General features: G+C 40.0%; 23 protein-coding genes. 14 read left to right on the top strand and 9 right to left on the bottom strand.

Going from position 1 to position 25893, the window contains the following annotated elements; translation table 11 throughout:
- The first annotated feature begins 13 nt into the window (after window positions 1–13).
- The 3 genes from ACDZ29_RS03345 to phnX are packed head-to-tail and all read left to right on the top strand — an operon-like array spanning window position 14 to window position 2938.
- The gene (locus ACDZ29_RS03345; protein ID WP_375089872.1) at window positions 14–1006 is read left to right on the top strand and encodes an extracellular solute-binding protein; all 993 of its coding nucleotides are present in this window, start codon (window positions 14–16) and stop codon (window positions 1004–1006) included.
- 25 nt (window positions 1007–1031) lie between these two features.
- Window positions 1032–2126 carry a 2-aminoethylphosphonate--pyruvate transaminase gene (gene phnW, locus ACDZ29_RS03340; protein WP_375089870.1) on the top strand — a complete coding sequence of 365 codons (1095 nt, stop codon included), beginning with the start codon at window positions 1032–1034 and terminating at the stop codon, window positions 2124–2126.
- Window positions 2123–2938, top strand: a complete 816-nt coding sequence (gene phnX / locus ACDZ29_RS03335) for a phosphonoacetaldehyde hydrolase (protein WP_375089868.1) — start codon at window positions 2123–2125, stop codon at window positions 2936–2938. Before phnW ends, phnX begins: the two co-directional genes overlap by 4 nt.
- 242 nt (window positions 2939–3180) lie before the next feature.
- Here phnX and ACDZ29_RS03330 read toward each other — a convergent pair whose 3' ends face one another.
- On the bottom strand, window positions 3181–4548 hold the full coding sequence (locus ACDZ29_RS03330; protein ID WP_289326086.1) for an APC family permease: 1368 nt from the start codon (window positions 4546–4548) through the stop codon (window positions 3181–3183).
- A 385-nt stretch (window positions 4549–4933) separates the two neighbouring features.
- The gene (locus ACDZ29_RS03325) at window positions 4934–6055 is read right to left on the bottom strand and encodes an alanine dehydrogenase (protein WP_375089866.1); all 1122 of its coding nucleotides are present in this window, start codon (window positions 6053–6055) and stop codon (window positions 4934–4936) included.
- A 455-nt stretch (window positions 6056–6510) separates the two neighbouring features.
- On the opposite strand from ACDZ29_RS03325, the gene ACDZ29_RS03320 reads away from it, so the two are divergent.
- On the top strand, window positions 6511–8151 hold the full coding sequence (locus ACDZ29_RS03320; protein ID WP_375089865.1) for a PucR family transcriptional regulator: 1641 nt from the start codon (window positions 6511–6513) through the stop codon (window positions 8149–8151).
- A gap of 540 nt (window positions 8152–8691) precedes the next feature.
- Window positions 8692–9759: an NAD(P)/FAD-dependent oxidoreductase gene (locus tag ACDZ29_RS03315; protein WP_375089863.1), complete on the top strand. Its 1068-nt coding sequence runs from the start codon at window positions 8692–8694 to the stop codon at window positions 9757–9759.
- 204 nt (window positions 9760–9963) lie between these two features.
- Here the strand turns inward: ACDZ29_RS03315 and ACDZ29_RS03310 are convergent, their stop codons facing one another.
- The 4 genes from ACDZ29_RS03310 to ACDZ29_RS03295 form a co-directional block, all read right to left on the bottom strand.
- On the bottom strand, window positions 9964–11910 hold the full coding sequence (locus tag ACDZ29_RS03310) for an FtsX-like permease family protein (protein ID WP_370016095.1): 1947 nt from the start codon (window positions 11908–11910) through the stop codon (window positions 9964–9966).
- On the bottom strand, window positions 11900–12661 hold the full coding sequence (locus ACDZ29_RS03305; protein WP_289326081.1) for an ABC transporter ATP-binding protein: 762 nt from the start codon (window positions 12659–12661) through the stop codon (window positions 11900–11902). Before ACDZ29_RS03305 ends, ACDZ29_RS03310 begins: the two co-directional genes overlap by 11 nt.
- Window positions 12662–12761: 100 nt before the next feature.
- Window positions 12762–13766, bottom strand: coding sequence for a sensor histidine kinase (locus tag ACDZ29_RS03300; RefSeq protein WP_375089861.1), 1005 nt, complete (start codon window positions 13764–13766; stop codon window positions 12762–12764).
- Window positions 13763–14452: a response regulator transcription factor gene (locus ACDZ29_RS03295; RefSeq protein ID WP_289318312.1), complete on the bottom strand. Its 690-nt coding sequence runs from the start codon at window positions 14450–14452 to the stop codon at window positions 13763–13765. The genes ACDZ29_RS03300 and ACDZ29_RS03295 overlap by 4 nt, the downstream gene beginning before the upstream one ends.
- A gap of 195 nt (window positions 14453–14647) precedes the next feature.
- Here ACDZ29_RS03295 and ACDZ29_RS03290 point away from each other — a divergent pair, with 195 nt between their 5' ends.
- Window positions 14648–14986 (top strand): zinc ribbon domain-containing protein YjdM, encoded by a 339-nt coding sequence (locus tag ACDZ29_RS03290; protein WP_289326079.1) that lies wholly within the window; start codon window positions 14648–14650, stop codon window positions 14984–14986.
- 76 nt (window positions 14987–15062) lie between these two features.
- Here ACDZ29_RS03290 and guaC read toward each other — a convergent pair whose 3' ends face one another.
- Window positions 15063–16046 (bottom strand): GMP reductase, encoded by a 984-nt coding sequence (guaC, locus tag ACDZ29_RS03285; protein ID WP_370016092.1) that lies wholly within the window; start codon window positions 16044–16046, stop codon window positions 15063–15065.
- A gap of 371 nt (window positions 16047–16417) precedes the next feature.
- Window positions 16418–16921 carry a DinB family protein gene (locus ACDZ29_RS03280; RefSeq protein WP_375089860.1) on the bottom strand — a complete coding sequence of 168 codons (504 nt, stop codon included), beginning with the start codon at window positions 16919–16921 and terminating at the stop codon, window positions 16418–16420.
- A 697-nt stretch (window positions 16922–17618) separates the two neighbouring features.
- Between ACDZ29_RS03280 and ACDZ29_RS03275 the strand changes: the two genes are divergently transcribed.
- The 4 genes from ACDZ29_RS03275 (at window position 17619) to ACDZ29_RS03260 (ending at window position 21855) form a co-directional block, all read left to right on the top strand.
- The gene (locus ACDZ29_RS03275) at window positions 17619–18287 is read left to right on the top strand and encodes a YdeI/OmpD-associated family protein (RefSeq protein WP_375089859.1); all 669 of its coding nucleotides are present in this window, start codon (window positions 17619–17621) and stop codon (window positions 18285–18287) included.
- 121 nt (window positions 18288–18408) lie between these two features.
- Window positions 18409–19419 carry a permease gene (locus ACDZ29_RS03270; protein WP_289315292.1) on the top strand — a complete coding sequence of 337 codons (1011 nt, stop codon included), beginning with the start codon at window positions 18409–18411 and terminating at the stop codon, window positions 19417–19419.
- Entirely contained in the window at window positions 19419–20183 is a 765-nt protein-coding gene (locus ACDZ29_RS03265; protein WP_375089857.1) for a TIGR03943 family protein, read from the top strand. Before ACDZ29_RS03270 ends, ACDZ29_RS03265 begins: the two co-directional genes overlap by 1 nt.
- 397 nt (window positions 20184–20580) lie before the next feature.
- Window positions 20581–21855 carry a histidine--tRNA ligase gene (locus ACDZ29_RS03260; protein WP_375089856.1) on the top strand — a complete coding sequence of 425 codons (1275 nt, stop codon included), beginning with the start codon at window positions 20581–20583 and terminating at the stop codon, window positions 21853–21855.
- A 104-nt stretch (window positions 21856–21959) separates the two neighbouring features.
- Here ACDZ29_RS03260 and ACDZ29_RS03255 read toward each other — a convergent pair whose 3' ends face one another.
- A complete protein-coding gene (locus ACDZ29_RS03255; protein ID WP_375089854.1) occupies window positions 21960–22865 on the bottom strand; it encodes a DMT family transporter in 906 nt (301 codons plus the stop codon).
- Window positions 22866–23000: 135 nt separating this feature from the next.
- Here ACDZ29_RS03255 and ACDZ29_RS03250 point away from each other — a divergent pair, with 135 nt between their 5' ends.
- The 4 genes from ACDZ29_RS03250 (at window position 23001) to ACDZ29_RS03235 (ending at window position 25882) form a co-directional block, all read left to right on the top strand.
- The gene (locus ACDZ29_RS03250; RefSeq protein ID WP_289326072.1) at window positions 23001–23456 is read left to right on the top strand and encodes an Rrf2 family transcriptional regulator; all 456 of its coding nucleotides are present in this window, start codon (window positions 23001–23003) and stop codon (window positions 23454–23456) included.
- Window positions 23457–23531: 75 nt separating this feature from the next.
- Entirely contained in the window at window positions 23532–24242 is a 711-nt protein-coding gene (locus ACDZ29_RS03245) for a DsbA family oxidoreductase (RefSeq protein WP_289326071.1), read from the top strand.
- 132 nt (window positions 24243–24374) lie between these two features.
- Window positions 24375–24656 (top strand): hypothetical protein, encoded by a 282-nt coding sequence (locus tag ACDZ29_RS03240; protein ID WP_375089852.1) that lies wholly within the window; start codon window positions 24375–24377, stop codon window positions 24654–24656.
- Window positions 24657–25066: 410 nt separating this feature from the next.
- Entirely contained in the window at window positions 25067–25882 is an 816-nt protein-coding gene (locus tag ACDZ29_RS03235; RefSeq protein ID WP_375089850.1) for a uroporphyrinogen-III synthase, read from the top strand.
- The last annotated feature ends 11 nt before the right edge of the window (window positions 25883–25893 follow it).

The raw sequence follows: 25893 nt of genomic DNA, 5'->3' as shown, positions 1-25893 counted from the left end.
TGAGGGGGATATTATGTTTAAAACGATCAAGATCGCCTTACTTTCTTTAGTTGCTTTAAGTTTGGTATTTGTATTGGTGGGCCGTAACAGTGGCAAAGCGGATGAAGAAAAGGTGGTCATTTACACGAATGGCGATGAAGAAGCCACTGCAGCAATGGAGACTTCCCTGAAAGATGCCGGCTTCGAAGGGAAATATGTCCTTCAATCGTTAGGCACATCTGAATTAGGAGGGAAACTACTGGCGGAAGGTGATGAAATCGAGGCTGATGTTGTAACGATGAGTTCCTATTTCATCGAAAGTGCACAGGATCAGCACTCCATGTTCAAGGACCTGTCATTCAGTACAAAAGCATTGGAACAAAATCCAGCCTATTATACGCCGATTTTGGCCAATACCGGTTCCATTTTTGTGAATACGGAAGTACTCAAACAAAAAGGCCTGCCGATGCCGATTTCGATTAAGGACTTAACAAAGCCGGGATATAAAGGGTTCGTTTCAATTCCTAATATCCTGGACTCTTCAACAGGGTGGCTGTTAGTTCAAGCAATTATCAGTCAATACGGTGACGCAGAAGGGAAAAAGGTTCTCCATGATTTAATAGCAAATAGCGGTCCGCATCTTGAGAGCTCAGGTTCTGGTCCAATCAATAAAGTGCAAGCAGGGGAAGTGGCTGCCGGTTTTGGTTTACGCTATCAAGCCGTGATGGCTAAAGAGTCAGGCTTACCGATCAAGTTCGTCGATCCGGCTGAGGGGAATTTCTCCTACACCGAATCTGTGGCTGTCGTCCATAAAGATAATGAAGCGAAAACAAGTTTAGCGATGAAAATGGCAGAAACCATCAGTAAAGATGCCAGAAAAGAACTGTTGGAACATTACCCGGTCGCACTTTATGAAGGTGAAAAGGTAACGGAAAAGAACAAACCGGCTCACCCGATGAAATTCAAGCAGCCTCTAACGGTCGAATTATTAAAACAGCATCAAGAGTTCTTTAAATCAGCACAATGATAAATACAGTGAGGAGTGAAAGATAATGAATACCTATAAACTATTAACACCTGGACCGCTGACCACTACAAGTACGGTGAAACAGGAAATGCTTGTTGACCGCTGTACGTGGGAAAATGATTATAAAGAAATCACCCAAAAAATCAGATCCCAGCTTCTTGAATTGGCAAATGCTGCAAACGGAGAGTATACGGCTGTACTTATGCAAGGAAGCGGTTCGTTCGTTGTAGAATCTGTGCTGACGACCGCACTTTCAAAAACCGATAAAGTGCTGATCATAACGAATGGCGCATATGGAAAACGGATTGTGAAAATGGCAGAGTGCATCGGATTGAATCATGCGGAATATGGCGTTGAGTATAATGAATTTCCAAAAGAAGCTGAAATTCGGAACATGTTACTGGATGATAGTGACATCACACATATTGCCATGGTTCATTGTGAAACGACGACAGGGATTTTGAATCCGATAGAAATGGTTTCGAAGATATCAAAGGAACAAGGGAAAACCTTGATCATTGATGCGATGAGCAGCTTTGGCGGAGTTGAGATGAATGTGCCTGAACTCGGAATTGATTATTTGATCAGCAGTGCAAATAAATGCATTCAAGGTATCCCAGGTTTTGGTTTTGTCATCGCAAAGCTTGATAAATTGTTGGCTTGTGAAGACAATGCCCGCAGTTTGTCCCTTGATTTATATGATCAGTGGAAAGAAATGGACAAGGATGGGAAATGGCGTTTCACATCTCCGACACATGTAGTGGCTGCGTTCGCTAAAGCGTTGGAAGAATTGACGGAAGAAGGGGGCATTCCAGCTAGATTCGCCCGCTATAAAAATAATAATGATAGGCTGAGGGAGCTGATGGGTAAATTGGGCATTCGTACATATATCTCACCTGATAAACAATCGCCCATCATTACAACATTCCTTTTTCCTAGTGAAACCTTTGATTTTGAGGACTTTTACTACTTTATCAAAGAGAGGGGTTACGTAATTTACCCCGGAAAGCTGACTGACATAGATACATTCCGAATCGGCAATATTGGCGAAATCCATGAAGAAGATATCGAGGAACTTGGCAAAATCGTAGAAAAATATATGAAAGTGGTGACAGGATGAATAAGGTAGAGGGAATCATTTTGGATTGGGCTGGAACTGCTGTGGATTTTGGATGTTTTGCGCCAGTGAATGTTTTTGTGGATATTTTTAAGAATGCTGGACTGGACGTGACGATGGAAGAAGCAAGAGCTCCGATGGGCATGCTGAAAATCGACCATATTCGTGCGATGCTGACCATGCCAAGGATATCTTCGTTATGGGAAGAACAATATGGAAGGCCATTCAATGAGGAAGATGTTGAAAAACTATATGCTGAATTCGAACCGGCACTGATGATGTCATTGGCGGATTATACAGATCCCATTCCAGGGGTTATCGAGACGGTGCAAGCATTAAGAAATCGCGGCCTGAAGATTGGGTCGACAACGGGATATACGGATACAATGATGGAGGTTGTCGTAGCAAATGCTTTGAAAAAAGGGTACCGGCCGGATTTCCATGTAACCCCGGATGCAACCCATTCAATTGGAAGGCCTTATCCTTACATGATATATCGGAATATGGAAGAATTGAAGTTAACGGCATCAAGGAAGGTAGTGAAGGTAGGGGATACCATTTCCGATATGAAAGAAGGAGTGAATGCTGGGGTATGGACGGTCGGAGTCATTGTCGGAAGCTCCGAGATGGGATTGAGTTTGAATGAGTATACAAGTTTACCAGAACTTGATAAACAAAATCTCATCTCTAAAACGGCAGACACCTTTATGAAAAACGGTGCCGACTTTACCGTCAAAACGATCGAGGAATTACCTGAACTCATAGATACCATCAACCTTCTTATATCAGAAGGGAAGAGACCTCGTTCAAGCTAACTCCCAGTGCCAAAAAAAAGTGCAGCATCTCTTTCACCCATGAGTGGGGATGAGGGATGCTGCACTTTTTCACTTTTGGACTGGGTTCTATCTCGATTCTCTTTATTTCTTTTCACAAGGGTGAGGATTGACTTACTACATCAATCTTTTCGTTAGATAACCATTCGATAGATTAATCCAGTAATGACCTGTATGTCTCATACCGACAATAGTCGTGTCTAAGCTGCATTTTTATCTTATTTTCAAGCATCCTGGCTTTTTAAATCTACATCATAATTTTCTTCGATTTTCAATTGTGGTGGCTGTTTTTTAAGTCCCTTTGTCAATACAAGTAAATAAATGAAGCCTATTATTAACCAACTTACTCCAAGTATTTTTGAGTGCACATCAAGATTCACAAGTAGTAAAATATCAAGAGCAGCTCCAATAAGAGGAACAAATAAATATAAGATAGTTCCTTTTACCGAACGTTCTCTATTTCTAATATAATAATGAGCAATTACGGCAATATTAACACAAGTATACGCAAGAAACGCCCCGAAATTAATGAATGATGCTACAAGATCTAAACTTAAAAATAAAGCAAGCAAAGAGACAGAACTAATGATCAGGATATTATTTACGGGTGTTCTATATCTCGGATGCAGGGTGCCAAAGAACTTTTTAGGAAACTGTCCATCTCGCCCCATCGTATAGAGGACTCGTGATGCACTTGCCTGGGACGACATGGCACTACCCAATACAGCTAATGCGTAAAGCGCAAGATATATTGAGTACATCGCCTTTCCACCAACAAGTTTAATAATTTCGTAGGCAGCCGAATCAGGATTATTAAATGTGTTATATTCTGGCCATACAAGATATGAGAAATATGCAACACTTGTAAAGATTAAACCACCACCAAGAGTAATTAAAATAACAGCTCGGGGAATCGTTTTCTTAGGGTTCACTGTCTCTTCAGCAAACGCTGTAACTGATTCAAATCCAAGGAAACAAAAGCATAATAAAGCTGCTCCAGCTATTGTATAAGAAAAGGGTTCTTTCGAATTATAGAATGGCTCAAGAGATAAAAGAGTTGCCGTGCCTTCGCCCATAAAAATTTCCTTAATGGAAAAACCTATAAAGATAAGGATAAAAAGTAAAGCGAAAATCGTTATGAATGCGTTTACATTTGTAGCAAACTTCAATCCTTTAATATTAATAAAAGTGACGAGCACCAGCATACCTGCAATCCAGATGTAACTTGGAATTGTAGGAAAGGCTGCTGAGAAAAATATACCAAATACTAAGTAATTTACCATTGGCATAAATAAATAATCCATTAAGATTACCCATCCGACAAGAAATCCAACAGAGGGATTGATCGATTTTTGCGTATAAACATAAGCAGAACCGGAAGATGGAAACGCAATTGCCATTTTCCCATAACTGTAAGCAGTAAACATCATTACCACTAGAGCAACAATCATTGCCCCCGGAACCATACCGTGGGAAATATTAGCCGCAATACCATACGTAGTAAAAGCTGTGGTTAACCCCATAAATGAAAAACCAAACAACACAACTGGAATGAGTGTCAGTGTTCGATCTGTTTTCCTTAAATTTGACATGTAAAATACTCTCCTCTTTTACCTGATTTAACCTTTTACAAGAAGTGGGATCTATATTATTACGTCCATAGCTTTTTTAATACGTGGTTTTCTAGTAATCATAAAAGAGTCAGAAAGATGCTAGGGAGCCTGCTTTGAATTATCCATGAATTTGTTGTGTAGAACTTATCTCCCCATTCCTCGTAGAGAATTCCGTCTGCAGAATGACAAAGATAATTCATTGGAATGTATATTATATCTTATATAATTCCTGCAAAAGTTTTCTCGCTGGCATCTTTCCTGACTCCTGGAAATTCTTTAGTAGCGATTTGTTCAATAACTTGTATACTGATTTCTAATCAATAGAAATGAAACGTAGAATATGAGATGACCTAAGGACGCTTTATTATTTGGACAATAGTAACTCCGTTTTTATATCTGTATAAGGCATGTTATGATTGATCCCAACTTCGTGATGAACAATTTCACCGTTCAAAGTGCTGATACAATTTCTTACTATTGCATCATTTACTACAACCTCTTTCAAACCATTATTCGCAATGTTCATAATATATGGGCCGGTTGTCATCAACATCATGTTTGTCGAGGTTTGTGGACATAGAGCAGGCATATTCGGGACACAGTAATGTAGGACTTCTTGTTCGTAGTAAACTGGATCCTCTAAAGTCGTATAACGTGAGGTTTCAATTATACCCGTTCCTGCAATATCAATAATAATAGAATTAGGTTTCATCTTACTGACCATCTCTCGTGTTATGAGAGATTCGGTTACCCCTGGCATCGGATAAATTGTATTAATTAAAACATCACTTTGAATAAGTTCTTCGAACATCATATCTTTATCCCAACACAAAATGTCCACCTGTGGCAACTGATCGTTCAAATAATCAATGCGTTTCATTGATGCTTCCATGATTGTTACATTCAATCCAAGACCCACAGCAACTTGCGCAGTATTGAGTCCAGCATTGCCACCACCAAGTATGAATACTTTGCTCGACGGTAAACCGGCCAGTTTCCGGAGAAGTATTCCTTTTCCACCATAACCATATTGAGCATATTTGACTGCTTCAAGCATTGCTAATGTTCCTGCAATTTCACTCATTGGTTTGATCGTAGGTCTAGTCCCATCAGGTAAAACGATTAACTCCATTGATAATGAAATTGCTTTTTTATCTAGTAATGCCTGTGTCATTTCATGATTTACATCTTCCGCCAAATGAAACCATGCCATTATCATTTGATTTTCTCTAAGAAGGCCGTATTCATAGGGTTGAAGTTCCTTTACTTTAACAACAAATTCTGCCTTCTCATAAATTTCGTCAATCGTGTTTACTATTTTTGCTCCAGCCAAAACATATTTTTCGTCACAAAAACCACTAGCTTCACCTGCCATGCTTTGTATTAGTACTTCATGACCGAAAGCTGTTAATTTTTTTACCCATGTTGGATTTAATCCCACTCTAGTCTCTGCAGTTTTTAATTCTTTAGGAACTCCTACTATCATTGTTCATTCTCCTTTTTAATTGCATTTAATTTATTGAACATTCTAAAATCTTACAGGGAAATGATAACCCTTTCATTAGACACGAGGTTAAATTTATATTAGTTTTTTTTTAACCAAGCACTTTCGGTCATCTTGAACTTTTATGAATACAGCATTGGTGAAAAAGTGAAAATTTTTCATTGTTTATCTAATATTTTGGTCGTTTTAAGTTTCAGTAATCCACCGTTCATTCGCACATATAACTGATGAAATACGGTGTAAATGGATACCATTATGAAAGATTCTCAGGTTGATTAAGGTATTTCATCAAAGCAGGTAAAAGAACGTACTTATAGACACCGGCCGTATTACTTGGGGGTAAACAGAGAAAGGGATCCATATTTTATGGGCTTAGACATTCTAGTATAGTTATAATAAGATGATACAGCTAACAATTATTAAATGAGGAGGTACATATGCTTACAGTACAAGATGTTCTTAAGCGCCCACTCTTTTCAAAGACGGAGGTAGTTGCGGGGGCAAACGGGTTGCACCGTCAAGTCAAATGGACACATGTCCTTGAAATTCCGTTTTTTGATGATACCATCTTTCAGGGAGGGGAACTGATACTCTCCACCGGATTTGGCTTTGAATGGAGAGACTCCTCTAATACTTCATTTTTGTTAAATCTTATCGAACGCAACGCCTCATGTTTATGTATAGAACTTGGACACTACTTCGAAAAGGTCCCTAAAGAAATGATCGAGATGGCAAATGAGTATAACTTTCCGATTATAATTTTCAAAGAATTCATAAATTTCGTCGAAATAGCGCAGGATCTACATTCGTTTTTCATTAATGCTCATCATGAGAAGTTGATTACATTAAATTCAATTTCAAGAGAATTCCATTCATTGTCACTCACTACTCATGGGTTATCCAATATTTTAAAGTTGTTGCAACAGAAGACAGAAGCACCAATTATCTATCTTCCTATAGAAGGAACACCTTTTTCGATTCCAGGATTGAAAAATGAATTTATGGAACAGCTACTTCAAACCATTTATGAAGATAAAGAACACTGGCACGACCGAATTACAAATGATTCGCCCGTTGAATGGAAGGCATTAAACCATACTATTCTTCTCCAACCGATCGGAGCAATGGATCAAATCTGGGCGTACCTTGTTATGGTTTTAGATCGTGAATCGGATGAATTTGATTTCCTAATCCTTGATCGTGCTTCTCTAGCAATCTCACAAGACTTATTGCGTAAACATTATTTGGATGAAAAACGATTACGTTTAGAATCTACATGGCTAAATGATTTACTTTATAGACGCATCAATAATGAGGAACAAGCAAGGGGATTTATTTCGTTAAAATCTAAGCACGCTTCTATACGTTATCGAATTGCAATCATTGATATCGAAGATGTTTTTCATCCGACTTCATTAAGTTTATCGGATGAAGAAAATGAATCTGCTATTTATCATTATTCTTTAAAAATTCGATCTGGGTTCGCAAAATATTCTTTTACACCCTATATCACATCAATAAGAAATCAGATTATTGTATTAGCTATTGATCTTGGAACTGCCGATTCCTCTAAGGCGCGCATCTTGAAAGTGATCGAAACCTTGCTATATGTTAGAGAAGGTGAATCTAGTCAAATCCGTATAGGCGTTGGGCGACAATACCAGTTACTTTTGGATGCTCATAATGGTTATCGAGAAGCGCAGTTAGCTTTAAATTATCGTACGTTTTCAACAAGTGCCTTTTACGAAGACCTTGGAATCTTTCGGCTGATTCAATTAATTCAGCATGATCAAGATACAGCCCATTTTATTGAAGACTATCTCTCTCCTTTAATATCCTATGATAAGGAATATGGAACTGAATTGCTTCTGACTTTAACGAAATACTTTGAGTTTGATCGCTCAAAGAAGCTTACGGCTCAAAAATTGCATATTGTAAGACAAACACTCTATCATCGGATGGAAAAAATAAAAAAGATTCTTGATTTTGATTTTGATATGCCTGAGAACAGATTAAACGTTGAAATGGCTTTGAAAGCATATCAACTTATACAACAAGGGGGAGTACTTACGAAGTAGTTATCAACCGCCACAATCACGGGGTGCATAGCAACGTGTTCCACAATATCTCTTGTCTACTTTCTAAGATTAATTATACGAAAAGAAAAAACTCTCTATACGGTTGTAGCTATTTCACTGGATGTGCCCTCTGAGGAGAACAAATCTTGGATTGGATTTAATCAGAATGCAACGAACAGATATATTGAACACTTTATTAAAACGAGTCAACTTTTCTAATATAGTAAAAACGGGCATATGATAAGAGAGCTATCCTGTTAAACTACTTTATCTATGAATAAAGCAGGTTAATTTTTAACATTACACCAATACCCTTACTCCATTTTCAACCTAATTTTTCATTCTAATGGTAATACTCCATTTATCATTCATACGTTCTTAATGAATGGTAAGTTTTAGTGATTGGAAATAAACAACTCTGTTGATTTTTAAAATGAACAGAGTTTTTTAATAAATCCATATTGTAAAAAGTGAGAAAAGAGTGTACGATTAAATGAGAATGATAATCAATCACACTTGATTACCGAGGAGTGGACGTAAATGGATCAGCAAGATTTATTTGATGTAACGGTTATTGGAGGCGGGCCAGCAGGCCTTTACTCCACTTTTTATAGCGGACTTAGAGAAATGAAAGTTAAACTGATTGAATACCAGCCACAGCTAGGCGGGAAAATTCATGTTTATCCAGAGAAAATGATTTGGGATGTAGGAGGGCTGACGCCCACTACGGGGGAAAAATTAATTGAACAGCTCGTGGAGCAGGGGTTAACATTCAATCCAACGGTCGTGTTGAATGAAAAAGTGGAATCGATCACACGTAATGAGGAAGGTATATTCGTTTTACATACAGCATCAGGTCAAAAGCACTTTTCCAAAACGATCATTGTCGCAGTCGGCGGTGGAATCCTGAATCCGCAAAAGTTGGAAATAGACGGTGCAGAAAGGTTTGAAGTCTCCAATTTAAACTATACCGTGAAGTCTTTCAATCGTTTCAAGGATAAAACGGTGATCATTTCAGGCGGCGGGAATTCTGCAATAGACTGGGCAAATGAATTGGAGCCCATCGCCAAAAAGGTGTATCTGACATATAGGAAAGATAGTTTAGCAGGTCATGAATCACAAGCGAAACAATTGATGGAAAGCTCTGCGGTTTGTTTCTTGAATACCACGATCACAAAATTGATCGCTTGCGCTGATCATGAATCAATTGAACATGTTGAACTGACGAATCATGAAACGGGCGAGGTATCTTACTTGCCAATCGATGAAGTCATCATCAATCATGGTTATGAGCGTGATACATCGCTGCTTCGAAATAGTAAAGTGGATATTGCCATAGTCGACAATTATTATATTGAAGGTACTTCCGCCAGTGAATCCTCGATGGATGGAATATACGCTGCCGGTGATATCCTAAAGCACGAAGGTAAATTGAACTTAATAGCAGGTACCTTCCAAGATGCAGCAAACGCCGTAAACAAGGCAAAGCAATATATCCAGCCTGACGCTAACGGAGTGGGCATGGTCTCTTCACATAATGAAGTCTTTAAAAAGCGCAATAGGGAATTGATCAAAGAAATGATGAAGAAACCGGCTGGGGTCCTTTAAAGGGAAACGAAAACTGAAATCTGGTTCGAAATGTCTCACCCCCGAACCATGATGATAAAACAAGACTTGTTTATCCTTCATGGTTTACTTTTTTATGGATGGAATCCCATTGGATTTCTGAAAACAGCTGGAACTTCTTCGGATTTTTCTAAGTCTAAAAGCTCCAGGGCCTCATGGGCCCTGGAGCTTTTAGCATCTTCCACATTATAAAGATTCTTTGATGACCTTCTTGTAATGGAATACGGATAGGATTGCGAAAATCGAGTACAATGCCGTGTATAATGCCATTACGATGATCATCGGTGTCCAAACTTCGGTACCGAATAAGAACCATCCTGATTGGACTGCGAAATAACTGTGAAGCAGTCCGACGACTAAAGGAATGCCGAAATTGAAAATTTGTTTTGCTTGGATTCCCCTTAGTAAGTCACCTCGCGTGAATCCCAGTTTTCTTAAGATGGTATAATTGGATTTTTCACCTTCACTTTCATCCATTTGTTTGAAATATAGGATACAGCCGGATGTGATGAGGAAGGTTAACCCCAAGAAGCCGACGATGAACATGATAAGACCCATGTTCTTCTTCTGGGTGTTGAACATTTCAAATTGGGAATCATTCACATGTTCTTCTTTAAAACTCATTTTATTGAATAGATCATTCGCTTTTTCAACTTCAGCTTCATCCTTCACATCAATGCCGATATTTACAGATGATACTTTTTGGATTTTCGGGTCGACATCCTTCTTCAAACGGTCGAATATCGTTTGGTCTACAATGGCAACGGGTAATCCGCCGTTCGTGAAGTAATAGGACACGAAGGTATCATCATTCAATCCCATATATGTTTGCGGAATCACTTCGTGTTTGCCCTTCAGTTCAATCTTTCCGGAATCCTTCAAGGACATGACCTTCTCCATCATATTACTGTATCCGCTGAAAAGGGTCTCATCTTCAGCGAGGTTGATTCCTTTAACGGATTCATCACTGATGACAGGAACGGTCATGATGTCCGGATCAAAGTTCACACCTTCCAAGCTAGTCTCCATTATTTCCTTTACATTGACATCCACTTGAATGACATCAATCATCTTTTCGTCGTAATCAATTTTACTGTCTGATAAAGCTTCTTTGAATGCATCCGCATCTCCCTTATCCGTCATGGAAAAATCGGTGGGGATACTGCTTTGTGCCATTTTCTCCGCTGAGTAGTAGGAGATATAGCTTAATGATAATAACCCAATCGCCAAAGCCGAAACGGTCGTGATGATCGTCAATAATATCGCATTCGATTTCATCCGGAACATGATGGATGAAAGGGACAATACTTCATTGATGTTCAAATAGCCATTTTTCTTTTTACGGACGATATTAAAGATGAAGCTTACGGATCCTTTATAGAATAGGTAAGTACCGATGATGACGGATGCCAAAATGAAGATCATGGCCATAAAAAGCTCGGTCATCTCTGAAAAGGCTCCATCGAATAACTTGGATGAAACGACATAGCCGGCAATGATCAGGATAATTCCGAATATCCCGATGATCATTTCGAGCATCGAAACCTTTTTCACTTTTCCTTCCGTCATTGAAGTCACCCTAAATAATGATAGGATGGTCTGCCTTTTAATGAAGGCATAATTCATCAACATGATGAAAAGATAGATGGCGCTAAAAACGAGAATGGTTTGAACAAGCGGCTGAAAAGAAAATTTAAGGGTCGCGATCGCCTGGACACCCATTATTTTAAATAATATCATGATGATCAATTTTGAAGCGGCAAACCCTACAAAGATTCCCAGGAATACGGAACAGAAATACAGGATCAGGTTTTCCACACTTAGGATACGGAATATCCTGTTCTTGGTCATGCCGATCAATTGGAATAAGCCAATTTCTTTACTGCGTCTTTTTATGAAAATGCTATTGGCATATAAAAGGAATATGGAAACAATCGCAACAAGCAGGATCGATGCAGCCTTGATGGAGGCGGCCCCTTTCACCGTACCCTCCGCTTCATCCAGCGATGGGTCATATTGCAAGGTGACAAAAGCAAAGTAAAGGGAAGCGCTGAAGACCAGGGCAAACACATACAGATAATAGTTCTTCAGATTCTTCTTCAGATTTCGAAAGATGAGTTGATTAATGCTCATTTTGAACCCCTCCCAATACACCTTGTGTTTTCATGATGTCCTTGAAGAAGGTTTGCCTGGATTCCTCACCTTTATTCAATTGTGTATAGATTTGTCCATCTTTAATGAAAATGACTCGGCTGCAATAACTGGCGGCCACTGGATCATGGGTTACCATGATGATGGTCGCTTTGCGCTTTCGATTCATTTCGCTCAGTTTGTTCAGTAAATCGGATGCTGATTTGGAGTCAAGCGCCCCAGTCGGTTCATCCGCAAATATGATGCTTGGATCATGGATGAAAGCCCGTGCTGCAGACGTACGCTGTTTTTGGCCACCGGAAATTTCATTTGGGTATTTATCCTTCACTTCATATATGCCCAGTTCTTTCGCTACGTTTTCAAACTTTTGTGCCGCTTCATTTTTGGGTGTTTTTGTAATGGATAAAGGCAGAAGGATATTTTCTTTGACAGTCAGTGTGTCCAATAAGTTATATTCCTGGAAGATGAAGCCTAGATGGTTCTTCCGGAATTCGGCCAAGTTCTTTTCTTTCATACCTGAAATCTCTTTTCCATCGATCGTAATGGTGCCGTTGCTGATTTTATCGATCGAGGAAAGGACATTCAGCAAAGTCGTTTTTCCTGAACCGGATGCACCCATGATACTTACGAATTCACCTTCTTGTATGCTTATATCGAGACCCTTTAATACTTCTTGTTTATTGAATTTATTACCATAGCTTTTATGGATTTTTTTCGCTTCTAATATATTCATTTGGATACACTCCTTTTTTTCTATATCCTCATTATAAAAGGCCATGTATTTCTTTTCCTTCGTTTGGACGAACAAAGAATAAAAGCATGTGACATTTTTGTCACATGCTTGTGATATTCACGAATTCATTTCTTTTTGGGAAGGTCAAGGTAACGGTCGTTCCCATTCCAAGCTCTGATTTTACGTCAATGGAGATGAATAGGGACTCTGCTGCATTCTTGGTTAAATATAAACCCATGCCAGTTGCAGCCGTGTCACGATGATTCGTCGTGGATGTAAATCCTTTATCAAATATGCGGGATAAATCCTTTGGGTCGATGCCCCGTCCAGAATCTTTCACTTCAAGAACCGTTTGTTCAGCTTGTTCATGGCTATATATCGTGATATCGGAGTTTTCACTGTATTTAATGGAGTTAGTCAAGAGCTGCCTCATAATGAAGGCCAGCCATTTGGCATCACTTAGCACTTCGGTAACATCCAATTGTATATCGAAGCCGATGCCTTTTTGAATGCACCATGATTGCAACGTTTTAATCTCATCAAAGATTATTGTTTCCAAATCTGTATTTTCAATATACAAATCATTTTCAATGAAAGGCATGCGCCTTTGATGGAGCTGCTGATCAAGTAGGAGGTGAATGCGTAGCCACTCATAAGTCAAATGGGATTTCAGCAATTCATCATCCAAGCGGTCAATCATTAAATGCATCGCCGTCAATGGTGTTTTCACTTCATGAATCCAAGATAATAATTCATCCTTCTCCTGCTCTAAAGTCATTCGGCCAATTGATGCGGATTGCTTCAATATTTCGGTTTGGTTAATGATGCTGTTTTCTATGATTTTTTCGAAAGGGCTTTCCGGTTCGGCTATATTCGTAATATCCAGGTTGTCTTCCCGCGCTTCTAAACTTTTATAGAAAAATGTTTCTTTTTTATAGCGGAATATCAAAAACATACTGAATATGAGCAACGATAAAAAAACAATATACAGTATGGGTTTTAACGGAATGGCCGAATCAAGATAAGCGACAAAGATGATGAATAGATGAAGCAGTATGTAGAATGTGATCCAGCTGAACCTTTCCACGAGATATTTTCTGATCATGCGTTTGCCTCTTCCACGGCGATATAGCCCTGTCCGACCTTCGTTTCGATAAAATGCCCTAAACCCAGTTCATCCAACCTCTTCCGTAAACGGTTCACATTCACTGTAAGGGTGTTATCGCTTATGAAACGTTTGTCATCCCATAAGCTATTGATCAATTCCTCCCGGCTTACAATCTTGTTTTTCTGTTCAATAAGCTTTTTCAAGATGAAAATTTCATTTTTCGTCAATTCGATTGAGCCAGTCTCGGCCGATACCGTGTTCTTCTCGTAATCCACTGTTGCACCGCACCAGGTTTTCAATTCGATCTTTTCGGTATTGTAATTATATACCCGGCGGAGGGTGGCCTGTATTTTTGCGATGAGTACATCGAAATGAAAAGGCTTCTGGATAAAATCATCGGCTCCAAGCTGCATGGACATCACCATATCGGTCGGATGATCCCGTGATGATAAAAAGATGATGGGAACATTGGAATGGGCCCGGATCATTCTGCACCAATGAAACCCATCAAACTTCGGCAACTGTATATCAATGATGACCAAATCAGGCTTTATGTCCGTGAATTCCTGAACCACTTTACTAAAATCCCCAATACCGTAAATATCATAAGACCATTGCGCCAATCTATCTTTAATTTCATTGAATAACGTCGTATCATCTTCTATCAATAGTAGTTTAAACAAAGGTTTCACCGCACTTTCCAGCTTTTTCTTAAAAGTATATAGTAAAACCTTTTTAGGTTCTATAGGAGGGAGGAAACGGGAGCTGAAATAGCCTGTCCATCGTTACAAAGAACGCATCAACTCTAAAATATTACTTGTTGTATGTAAACCATTATTATATTAGAATTGACAATAACGAATGAAGGAAGTGAATTTATGTCTGCTATTCCTAATTGCCCTGCATGTAATTCAGAATATACATACGAAGACGGAAGTCTTTTTGTTTGCCCAGAGTGCGCCCATGAGTGGACGATGGAATTGGAAACTGAAAATAATGATCAAAAGACTATTAAAGATGCAAATGGAAATGCTTTGAATGATGGTGATACCGTGACGGTAATCAAAGATCTTAAAGTGAAAGGGAGCTCATCCGTTTTAAAAATGGGCACAAAAGTCAAAAGTATCCGTTTAGTTGATGGAGATCATGATATTGATTGCAAGATCGATGGTTTTGGTGCAATGAAATTAAAATCCCAATTTGTTAAAAAGGTATAGTGAACTTATATAACGAATGAAAGAACGGTCTAATCTATTGATTAGACCGTTCTTTTTTATGAGATTGGATACTCAATTAATAAACTTTGTCACCGTTAAAGATTGAATTCTTAACGACCACATAATCCACGTTCCGGATGGCTTCCAACTTGGTTCCTCCGGCATAAGAAATGGAAGACTGAAGATCTTGTTCCATTTCTTTCAACGTATCTTCCAAAGATCCTTTGTGCTCGACAAACATCTTTTTGCCTTCAACGTTTTTCTTTTCACCTTTTTGGAATTCAGAAGCTGAACCAAAGTATTCTTTAAAGGCCTTTCCATCTTTCTCGATCGTTTGACCTGGAGATTCTTCATGTCCAGCAAATAATGAACCGATCATGACCATGGAAGCTCCGAATCTAACTGATTTAGCTATATCACCGTTTGTGCGAATGCCGCCGTCAGCTATGATTGGCTTGCTAGCCGCTTTTGCACACCAGCGAAGTGCAGCTAATTGCCAGCCGCCCGTTCCAAATCCAGTCTTGATTTTAGTGATGCATACTTTCCCTGGTCCAATGCCTACCTTTGTTGCATCGGCACCGGCATGTTCTAATTCCCGTACCGCTTCCGGAGTTCCCACATTTCCTGCAATGACAAAACTTTCAGGTAAATGTTTTTTAATATGCTGTATCATCTTTATCACGGCATTGGAATGACCGTGTGCAATATCTATCGTAATGAATTCAGGCACAATATTGTCTTCTGATAATTGTTGAATGAATCCGTATTCTTCTTCTTTAACGCCGACACTGATGGACGCGATTAACTCACGTGCATGCATATCTTTAATGAAAGTCAGTCGTTTTTCTGGTTCAAAACGATGCATTACATAGAAGTAACCGTTTTCAGCCAAGTAAATCGCAATCTTTTCATCAATGATCGTTTGCATATTGGCAGGTACAACAGGTAACTTGAAAGTATGTTTACCCAAAGTAACGGATGTATCACATTCCGAACGGCTATTTACTACACATTTTGCAGGAATTAATTGAATATCTTCATAATCAAACACGTTTTCCATACTATGCACCTCTATATACGAATATTTTTGTCATTTTATATAAAAATTGTTCGCCCCATTAGGTAATGTACATCATTTTTATCAGTAAGTCAAAATTTTTAATGGTTTTATTTTGTGTCACTTCAGAAAAGTTATGACAAATTGATAAAGAGAAGGGTAAATCGAACGTATGCCATCGTATAAATAATGATAGAGGAAACCGATATTTGGCTGTATGAAACGCTCAGTGGAAAATTGGATTTTACAAAAATGCCAGAAAAACATGTCTGTTATTTCTAACTGGATAGTAACGAGTTCTCAAAATAGTAAAAGCTAGACACTTTAGAAATGAGTGTCTAGCTTTTTAGTCTATTCAGCTCAGGTGGAAGGGATTATAATACCGATGATTTTATTTCTTGTATCTGCTTGATATGCCTTTGTTCATGTAAGGATAATAATTCAATCCATTGATCCAAAGAGAGGTCCCCGAACAGGGGATGCTTGGCTTTCTTTCTATTCAAGATGATATCTGAATCCATATCGTAAAGAACCTGTAATAACCGATCCCTTGATTCTGCCAGTAAATCCATAAGGCTCGATAATTGAAATGGGGCTTTTGAGGGTGAAATGATATCAGGGGTTGCGAATTTCTTTGTTCTATTAGTAACCAAGTAAATGTTTTTTTGGATGATATTATTAAAGTCCCTTTCCTGAATGCCATTTGCTATAGCTTCTGTAAATACCTGTTCAGTAAGATATAAATGATGGCAAATTTGGGCGATGGTCCATACTTCAGGTGCTGGCCTATGGTGGAGCATTTTTTCATCCAATTGCGTAACTTCCTCTATTAACTGGTTTCTTGATTCGAATAGTAAATCATACTCGATAAAATTCATGGGAACTCCCCTTTTGTGACACCCCCATTTGAAAGCATCACTGATTTTTTTATATAGAAAAAACAAAGGGATATCGACTGCATAAAAACTAGGACATACGATGAGGGAACTAATTAAATAATACACTGATTTAAGTGGATTCATGATTTGTTTTCAATGTTGGGTTATGGGTGCTTTTGCAGAAGTGACACTATGCATCTAAGATGGCTTCGATTTGAGTAAGAGTGAAGAAAAGGCATATTTCATGGGTAAGGACATTGTTTAATAATCGGCTTTAATGTTGTCTTGAGGAAGAAATGCAGAGCTGAGGTCAGATCAGTACTTACAGGGACTATATCTTTTCTGGAGCGTTGATACCCTATCATGCCTATGCATAAAAGTTAAATTTATGCCTGCAATCTGAATGTTGAGCTTCAAAAACTAGAATGCGACTCTAGGGCTTTCTCTGGTAAATCCAGAAATGTAAGTTGGCATTCAAAAGGGAAAAAGAAACTATTAGAAGCTAAGCATTGGAATTGATTATATCTGAAGTATAGCACAGTTAATATTTTCCTAGAAATGATTATATGAAAAAAGACGGAAGGTTTACTCATCGTCATTTTGCTTTTTAGATGGAAACGATTATCAAAAGTTGCGAACCGAATGGGGAACTTTTAAACTGTAGATAGCCAAAATGAAATGGGATGGGTGAATGCCGATGGCTAAAACAATAGTTGAAAAACTGAATTTACATAAATATGAACGGGTGGCAGTCTTGGATTTGCCAGCCGGGGCGGATTATTTAGCGGAGCTTCCGGATTACGATACAGAGCTTACTGAAAGAGCGTATGATCTTATATTTGCCTTTGTATTGGATATGGATTCCTTAAAAGGAATCGTGGATAAGGTGATCGAGAAAAATCATTTGAGTAAAAACGGCTATATCTATTTGGCATATCCCAAGAAGGGGAATAAAGAATATGCCACATTTATTCATCGTGATGATTTGATGCAAGGCCTGGGTACGGATGAAAGCGGTTATGTTGGATCGAGTGACATGAAGTTTGCACGTATGGTGGGATTGGATGATGTCTTTACGGTAGTCGGACTGAAAGAAGATTCGGAAAATAGAAACCGTCCATCTACCAAAGCAAGCCAATCAGTAGATGATTATATCGAAATGATTCAGGAAATTGAGAAAGATTTGCAGGAATCCCCTGAATTGCTTGCGTTCTATCAAGCACTTACCCCAGGGTACCGTAAAGATTGGGCCCGCTACGTGTATAGTGCGAAACAAGAGGCGACCCAAGTGAAACGGCGCCAGGAAATGAAATTGATTCTAGGAGAGGGATACAAGAGCAGGGATTTATATCGAAGAAAGAAATGAGGGTGGAGGAATGTCTTCCTTTCTCTTTTTGTTTCTTGTCATGTTCATCCTATCAAAAGCATATACTAGACCGAATCAAAACTTAAATCGTAATAATTATGATTTGTGAGGGTGGTTGAACATGCTTTTGAAACGATACACGGGCAATTTGCTGTTATTGATTCTATTGTTTTTGCTGCTAGCGTTCTTTTTTCTAGGCGATGTGTTCATTCCAAAAGCGATTGATTTCTCGGGCTATCCGATGCTTCACTCTGTGCTCGTCGTGTTTTTGGGTTTGTTTTTAGAATCGATTCCTTTCTTGTTCCTGGGTGCCATTGCATCTTCATTCATTCAGTTGTTCATCAGTGAAGAAATCATTCAGCGAATGATACCAAAACGACCCCTGACGGCTATTTTTGCTGCGATAGGGGCAGCACTGATCATTCCGGTCTGCGAATGTGCGATCATACCGGTCGTACGGAGATTGATTCAAAAGGGTGTCCCGGTCCATGCAGGTGTTGTCTTGCTTGTAACTGCTCCAATATTGAATGTCATCGTGTTCGGCTCAACTTATTATGCGTTCCAAAATAATCCGTCCATTCTATATGGAAGAATCATTCTTTGTGTCTTGACCGCCGTGATCGTAGGTTTATTCGTTTATATATTCAGTACTAAAGATGTGGTGAAAGAGGAGAAGGTGGAACTGGTTCATGGGCATGAACATGATTTTCGGTCAACTAAATGGACAAGCTTCATTGATCATACTTCACAGGAATTTTTTATGGTCGGCAGATACTTTATCATCGGGGCTTTGTTTGCCAGTATATTTCAAGTGATTATGGATCGGACCGTACTGGCCGATATTGGTCAGGCGCCGATAAAAGGCACGGCGTTGATGATGGGGATTGCGTTTGTGCTTTCACTCTGTTCGTCAGCTGATGCATTCGTTGCCGCCTCCTTTTCCCATAGTTTTTTACCAGGTTCGATTCTGGGTTTCCTAGTATTTGGGCCAATGCTGGATTTGAAAAATGTCCTGATCATGATGTCCTGTTTTAAACGGAGCTTTGTCGTCACATATGTCTTGCTTGTTTTCGCAGTCGTCTTCAGCCTATGCCTGATTGCAGGCGGATTGATCAGTAAGGGGGGCTTCTGATGAAATGTTTTTTTATCCAAAGACTAGAGGGATTACTGCTGCTTGGACTGGGCCTCATGATTTTTAAATTGTATGTTTCGGGACATTTAACGAAATTGATTGCACCCAAAATGGTTCCATATGCATTGGCGGCTCTTTTTGCTTTTTTAGTGATCAGTCTTCTCCGTCTAAAAAAACAAAAACAGGGTACACATCATTGTAATTGCGAATCGAATGGAGAGTCTTCCTCGTCCGCGTTGGTCCTGAAATATAGTTTGTTTTTCATTCCGATCCTTCTCGGCTTCACCTTGACCGATTTTACATTAAGCGGTGAAGTGCTGGCAAAAAGAGGGATGGCGAATCAGCAGCCACAGAAGGTAAGTTCGTATGATACTGGGAAACATGTGAATGGGGATAAAATCACCGTTACGGATGATAATTACTTTGAGGTACTGGATGATTTGCTGAACAACCTCGATGCGATTGAGGGGAAAGAAATAGAGCTTTCGGGATTTATATATCGTGAAGATACTTTTACGGACAAACAAATGGCCATCTCCCGCCTCTCCATGTCCTGCTGTGTAGTCGATGCGACATTATACGGATATATGGTCAACGGGAATGTGGAGGGCATGAAGACGAATGATTGGTACACCATAACGGGTACATTAAAAAAAGGAAGCTATAAAGGTGAAGCCGTACCTGTGATCGATTTAAAAGAGTCGAAAAAAATAAAGGCACCGGAAGAAGCTTATTTATATGAAAATGTGCAAATCATTCAATAGGATTGGAAAACCCGGCAAAAGGACGGGTTTTCAGTTATAGAGGGTCTTATCTTGTATAGGCTCCAAGGAGGAAAGGAATGCACACCAAGATTTCTGGCAAAGGAATTCATTCAGATTTTATGAAATATAAGATCAACCTGCTTTAAACGATTAATATCGATTTGGAATATTGTTCCTTTTTAAGATGTGTGCTACAATACATGACAATTAGGAGTGGATGAAAATGAAAGAACGAAAAACCTTCATGAATTCACAACTTCATCATCATACAAAATAGCTTTGCTATCCGATCGTTAAAAAATCGTGGATAGGAAAGCTATTTATCATGAACCGTATTTGATTAGTAAGTTAATCAGATGCGGTTTTTTATTTTATCCAACGAATGGGAGGGGCTTTCATGAAAAAGATGGCTTATCAAAATGTAAAAGGGACACAGGATTATTTACCCCAAGAGGAAGAAATCCGGAATGAAGTGAAAAGGACGTTAGAAGAAGTGTTTCTGCTTTATGGCTGTAAGCCGATTGAAACACCGATCTTGAATCATGCCGGCTTACTCGCCTCGAAATATGGAGGAGGAGCGGAAATCTTAAAGGAAATGTACACATTGACCGATCAAGGAAAGCGGGAACTAGCGCTCCGTTATGACTTAACCATTCCATTTGCAAAGGTCATCGCGATGAATCCAGGAATAAAAAAGCCTTTTAAACGGTATGAAATCGGCAAAGTGTTTCGTGATGGACCGATTAAAACCGGGCGGTTCCGTGAGTTCACCCAGTGTGATGTGGATGTAGTCGGAGTCGAATCACAGGCAGCGGAGGCGGAACTGCTGATGATGGCGGCAGAGGTCTTCCGGAAGCTGAAATTGGACGTACGTATCCAATATAACAACCGGAAACTATTAGCGGGGATGCTTGAAGGGCTAGGTGTCCCCAAGGCGGAAATAGCTGATGTGACATTGACTTTGGATAAACTTGAAAAAATATCGATAAAGGGTGTCTCACTAGAGCTAGCGGGGAAAGGAGTCGATGAAGCGACGATCCAAGCCATCGAGAGTTGGCTGACTGAAGCGGAGACAATCGATTTGAATTACTTCAAAAGAATTGCAGTCACCAATATCACCCTTCAAAAAGGAGTGGAGGAATTATCGGAGTTAAAAGGGTTAGTGGATTATCTGCAACTGGGTGACATCTGCATCTTTAATCCGTTTTTAGCCCGGGGCCTTGAGATTTACACGGGAACGGTTTATGAAATCTTTCTTGCAGACGGCGAAATAAAATCGAGCATTGGAAGTGGAGGAAGATATGACAATGCAATCGGCGGGCTTGCTGGTACAAATGATAAAGTTTCGACAGTGGGCATATCTTTTGGTCTGGATGTGATTTTAACTGCATTGAAAGGTAAAAAAACAAAGATCGTTTCTGCTCCTGACTATTACATCATCCCGATGGGTATGGAAAAAGAAGCGTTGTCCGTGGCAAAAAAATACCGCCAAAAAGGTTGTAAAGTGGAAGTCGAATTATCAGGTAAAAAGGTGAACAAAGCATTGGAAAGGGCAGACAAAGAAGGAATTCAAACTGTCATGATCATAGGGGAAAATGAAGTGAAAGCAAATCTCATAAAAATCAAAGATATGAAAACCGGGGATGAGACGTCTCTTCCGTTCATATATTGAAGGTATACAATGATCTGTTGGGCACCTGAATCTCCCGGAAAAGCCCGGAAACCAGTTAATCCAATAACGAAAATAAGCCAGGAATTATCCTGGCTTTATTTTTTTCACTTTTTGGCGGAAAGCTCCTGGTTCATCAATGTAGTTTTTTTTCGTACCCCTGGTGAAATCGTCAATGAGATGATTCCGCATAAGAGTAATCCGACCCCGATCCATGACATGGGGGACAAGCTCTCGCCGACAAGGAAGACACCGAGAAGAGCGGCTGTCAGCGGCTCGGCGAGTGATAAGGAAACGGCTGTTGATGAAGGAACGGATAAAAGCCCTTTATTAAAAAATAAGTAGGCTGCTGCTGTAGCAAGAAGTCCAAGGTGAAGGCTGACGGCCATCCCGTTCGCTGTGCCGATCCAGCTGATATCCAGTATGAATAAAGCGGGTGCCAATAGCAGGGCGCTAAAACTAAAGATGATAGCGGCAGTTGCTTCTGGAGGTTGTTTATCCAAAATCCTTTTACTAACCAATGTGAATACCGTAAAGGAAAATCCAGCCCCAAGCGCAAGCAGCGCACCTACAGGATCGATGGTAACGGATCCTTTATTTGAAAAAAGCAGTAGACACCCGGCAATCGATAAACCCGTGGCGGTCCACCAGCTTGTTGATGGCCGTTTTTTACTGAACAGCCATTCAAGGAATCCGGCGATGATGGGGGCACTGCTTAAAGAGATGATGGTGCCAATGGCAATTCCGGTCATGCTGACAGCCATGAAAAATAGCGGCTGGTAACAGGCCATGCCTAACGTGGCTAAGATGGTCTCCTTTAGTGGCCAATTATATCGCGTTAATTTTTTTTGCCAGATTGCAATGAGCAATAATGCGGAACCGCCGACTGCCAAGCGGACGGCACCTATTGCTATGGGATGGGCTCCATCGGGGGCGAATGACTGGGCAGTTCCGGTCGTTCCCCACAGCATGGCACCAAGTATGACGAGTAAATAGGGGTATTTTTCCTTCATGGAAGTTCTCCTGTAATAAAGATTTACTATTCAGAATATATGATTGTGTCAATTAAGTCAAAGCGTCCATTTGTTCGGGAGAACGTAACATAGTATAATGGGCTTACTATGGATAGTGGTGTAAGGGGGATAAGCATGTCTTCAGGTAATCGTAACAATCAAATTGGACCGCCGCGGTTTGCAATTGCCATTCACTCTCTGGTTTGGCTCGCACAAAGCGAAAAGCTCCTGACAAGTTCGGCAATCGCCTTGAAGGTGAATTCACATGCCACTTTTTTAAGAAGGGTGATGGCTCAGCTTGCAGCTGAGGGAATCGTCGAAACAAAGGAAGGGCGGGAAGGCGGATATAGCTTGAAGGTACCAGCCTCACAGCTTACTTTGGCCGATGTGTATCAAGCGGTACGGCCGGAATGCCTTGTTTGTATGGAAACGAGCGAATGCGGTGAAGTCGGGAAGCAGTTGGATTCGGCATTGGAGGAAATCATGAACGAAGCCGAAAAGGAAACATTGCGCCTATTAAAGGGCTATACATTAGAAGAATTCATGAAAAAAGTCGACTTCACCAATTTTGAAAATGAGTGTCTAGGGTAATTTCCTTGCAAGAGGATACCCTAGATTATATAATGTGCTTAATGCGATTGCATTTAAAATGAGGGGGTATTTTACATGAAGGTGGAAATTTGGTCGGATTATCAATGTCCGTTTTGTTATATAGGGAAGCGTCGATTCGAAGAGGCTTTGAAGCAGTTTGAAAATAAAGATCAGGTAGAGGTTTCATTTCGCAGTTTTGAGTTGAACCCAGAGGCTGAGCGGGATATCAATATGACGCAAAATGAAATGCTGGCCAAGAAATACGGCATGTCTCAGGCGGAAGTGGAAGCGAACAGCCAAAACTTGACTCAACAGGCAAAAGAATTGGGACTCGATTATCATTTGGACAAAGTGGTCTTAACAAATTCGTTCGATGCTCATCGCTTGATGCACTTTGCTGAATCGAAAGGCAAAGAGAACGAAATGAATGAACGCCTATTTAAAGCATACTTTACGGAAGGCAAACATATTGGCGATCATGCTACATTGGCTAGTTTGGCTGAGGAGGCCGGCCTTGAAAAGTCTGAAGCGGAAGCGATGCTGGCAGGAACGGCATTCACGGCGGAGGTTAGAGGAAATGAGCAAGAAGGAAGCCTGCTTGGAATTACAGGTGTGCCATTCTTCGTCATTAACCGCAAGTATGGAATCTCCGGCGCTCAGCCAACAGAAGCGTTCCTTGATACGCTGAAAAAAGTGTGGGCTGAGGAGAATCCGCTTCAAATGGTGAATGATCCAGCAACGGGCGAAGCTTGTACGGACGGTTCTTGTAACGTGCCGGAAAAATAATGAAGATATGAAGAAGGAGACCCGAAACTGGGGTCTCCTTTTTTTACTTAAAAAGGAAATGTTATGTATGGCAAAGAATATAGTGTACAGGATGTCTTTTCGAAAAAGTCCGAAATGAAAGGAAGCTAAAGGGTGTATATAATAATTGGAATACTAGTTTTCGTGCTTGCATGTATATTAACTGCCAAAATCATTTCCTATAAATATTGGACATGCATTTATACGGCATTCGGGAATGAAAATTATTTTAAGGCGATTGCGAAATTGGAAAGTGAAGGGATACAATTCAAAACGAAGACGCCTATGAATTTAGGTTCCGAAAACTTTCAAAATCGCCATAAAACTAGTCAATATGATATTTTTGTAAAAAAAGAACAAGAGCAAATTGCCCAAAGGACCCTTCACAACAATTAATAAATGTTAGATCATTGAAATTGGCTGTCCTGGAGGCAGCTTTTTTTAGTGACTGGAAGTGCAATTTGGGCAGGTTGTGCTTCTTTCTTTTGTGCGAATACTTAAATTGGTCAATACGGTTAAGGTTTGCAAGAAATGCCTCTCCTTGACAAACTGGAGTGAACTCCAGGTCAAGTTTTACTTTCTTGGAAACTCACGAGTATTTGCTCCAAACTCACGAGGGTGGGACTTATAAAAAGCAAAGTGCTGCTAAACTATCTTTCCTTTGAATTCATATAGGGTATTAGAAAGAAAAAGCTTTGATTTTGATATGGAATTCGTTTTTTATAGTTTCAAAGACTGAAAATTTGTATAATGGTTGAGATGGATAAGAGGTTTTAAAAATGAATGTACATATAGGAGGGGCATGGATGAGTAAGCTTAATGGCAGGACCGTTGCTTTATTGGGAGCGAGGAAAACGGAAGAACTTAGTAAAATCGTTCATAATCTTGGGGGAGTTCCGCTGGTTCGTCCAGCACAGGGGACGGTATTCCTTGATGATTCTCATTTGGAAGAGGATGTCACCCGTTTGATGGCAGGGGAGTTCGATTGGATCATCCTCACGACGGGAGTGGGGACGGAACTATTATATAATACGGCAGTGAAAATGGAAGCGGGAGATCGTTTCATAGAAGCTTTGCGGTCCATGAAAATTGCAGCTAGGGGTTATAAAACGGTGAATATGCTGAAAAAACTTGGCCTGCAGCCATTAATCCGTGATGATGATGGCAGTACGGCAGGGCTCGTTCGTAATCTGGAAGGCCATCTTTCCGGAGATGTAAAGGTCGCTTTGCAGCTTCACGGCGATCCGGCGCTGCTTTTGATGAACTGGTTGGATGAACAAAAGCTGAAACATAAAGAAATTCTTCCATACGAGCATATACCGCCCGAAAAAGAAATGATGCAGCAGCTGATCCAAGAAATCCTTGAGGGCAAAATTGATTCCGTTGTGTTCACGAGTGCACCGCAGCCACGAAATTTAATGAGATTTGTCCGAGAACAAGGTGTGGAGGATAAGATAATCGACCTGTTTGCATCGGATGTAATTGCTCTTGCAGTCGGAAAGGTAACGGCGCAGGTGGTAATCGATGAAGGGATAGAGCGGGTCATATATCCTGAAGATCAACGGATGGGCAGTGCAATGGTGGAGCTGGTGAAATACTATCAGGGAATTGCAAGCAGATAGGGGTGAGTGTG

Source organism: Peribacillus sp. RS7, from assembly GCF_041956845.1.
In the GTDB taxonomy this organism is placed as follows: Bacteria; Bacillota; Bacilli; order Bacillales; family DSM-1321; genus Peribacillus.
This window is presented reverse-complemented; position numbering and strand designations above follow the sequence as displayed.

What these genes read in the sequence shown, in the direction of transcription:
- ACDZ29_RS03345 (WP_375089872.1), top strand. Translation starts at nt 14, where the DNA reads ATGTTTAAAACGATCAAGATCGCCTTACTTTCTTTAGTTGCTTTAAGT.
- phnW (WP_375089870.1), top strand. Translation starts at nt 1,032, where the DNA reads ATGAATACCTATAAACTATTAACACCTGGACCGCTGACCACTACAAGT.
- phnX (WP_375089868.1), top strand. Translation starts at nt 2,123, where the DNA reads ATGAATAAGGTAGAGGGAATCATTTTGGATTGGGCTGGAACTGCTGTG.
- ACDZ29_RS03330 (WP_289326086.1), bottom strand. Translation starts at nt 4,548, where the DNA reads ATGTCAAATTTAAGGAAAACAGATCGAACACTGACACTCATTCCAGTT.
- ACDZ29_RS03325 (WP_375089866.1), bottom strand. Translation starts at nt 6,055, where the DNA reads ATGATAGTAGGAGTTCCTAAAGAATTAAAAACTGCAGAGACTAGAGTG.
- ACDZ29_RS03320 (WP_375089865.1), top strand. Translation starts at nt 6,511, where the DNA reads ATGCTTACAGTACAAGATGTTCTTAAGCGCCCACTCTTTTCAAAGACG.
- ACDZ29_RS03315 (WP_375089863.1), top strand. Translation starts at nt 8,692, where the DNA reads ATGGATCAGCAAGATTTATTTGATGTAACGGTTATTGGAGGCGGGCCA.
- ACDZ29_RS03310 (WP_370016095.1), bottom strand. Translation starts at nt 11,910, where the DNA reads ATGAGCATTAATCAACTCATCTTTCGAAATCTGAAGAAGAATCTGAAG.
- ACDZ29_RS03305 (WP_289326081.1), bottom strand. Translation starts at nt 12,661, where the DNA reads ATGAATATATTAGAAGCGAAAAAAATCCATAAAAGCTATGGTAATAAA.
- ACDZ29_RS03300 (WP_375089861.1), bottom strand. Translation starts at nt 13,766, where the DNA reads ATGATCAGAAAATATCTCGTGGAAAGGTTCAGCTGGATCACATTCTAC.
- ACDZ29_RS03290 (WP_289326079.1), top strand. Translation starts at nt 14,648, where the DNA reads ATGTCTGCTATTCCTAATTGCCCTGCATGTAATTCAGAATATACATAC.
- guaC (WP_370016092.1), bottom strand. Translation starts at nt 16,046, where the DNA reads ATGGAAAACGTGTTTGATTATGAAGATATTCAATTAATTCCTGCAAAA.
- ACDZ29_RS03280 (WP_375089860.1), bottom strand. Translation starts at nt 16,921, where the DNA reads ATGAATTTTATCGAGTATGATTTACTATTCGAATCAAGAAACCAGTTA.
- ACDZ29_RS03275 (WP_375089859.1), top strand. Translation starts at nt 17,619, where the DNA reads ATGGCTAAAACAATAGTTGAAAAACTGAATTTACATAAATATGAACGG.
- ACDZ29_RS03270 (WP_289315292.1), top strand. Translation starts at nt 18,409, where the DNA reads ATGCTTTTGAAACGATACACGGGCAATTTGCTGTTATTGATTCTATTG.
- ACDZ29_RS03265 (WP_375089857.1), top strand. Translation starts at nt 19,419, where the DNA reads ATGAAATGTTTTTTTATCCAAAGACTAGAGGGATTACTGCTGCTTGGA.
- ACDZ29_RS03260 (WP_375089856.1), top strand. Translation starts at nt 20,581, where the DNA reads ATGAAAAAGATGGCTTATCAAAATGTAAAAGGGACACAGGATTATTTA.
- ACDZ29_RS03255 (WP_375089854.1), bottom strand. Translation starts at nt 22,865, where the DNA reads ATGAAGGAAAAATACCCCTATTTACTCGTCATACTTGGTGCCATGCTG.
- ACDZ29_RS03250 (WP_289326072.1), top strand. Translation starts at nt 23,001, where the DNA reads ATGTCTTCAGGTAATCGTAACAATCAAATTGGACCGCCGCGGTTTGCA.
- ACDZ29_RS03245 (WP_289326071.1), top strand. Translation starts at nt 23,532, where the DNA reads ATGAAGGTGGAAATTTGGTCGGATTATCAATGTCCGTTTTGTTATATA.
- ACDZ29_RS03235 (WP_375089850.1), top strand. Translation starts at nt 25,067, where the DNA reads ATGAGTAAGCTTAATGGCAGGACCGTTGCTTTATTGGGAGCGAGGAAA.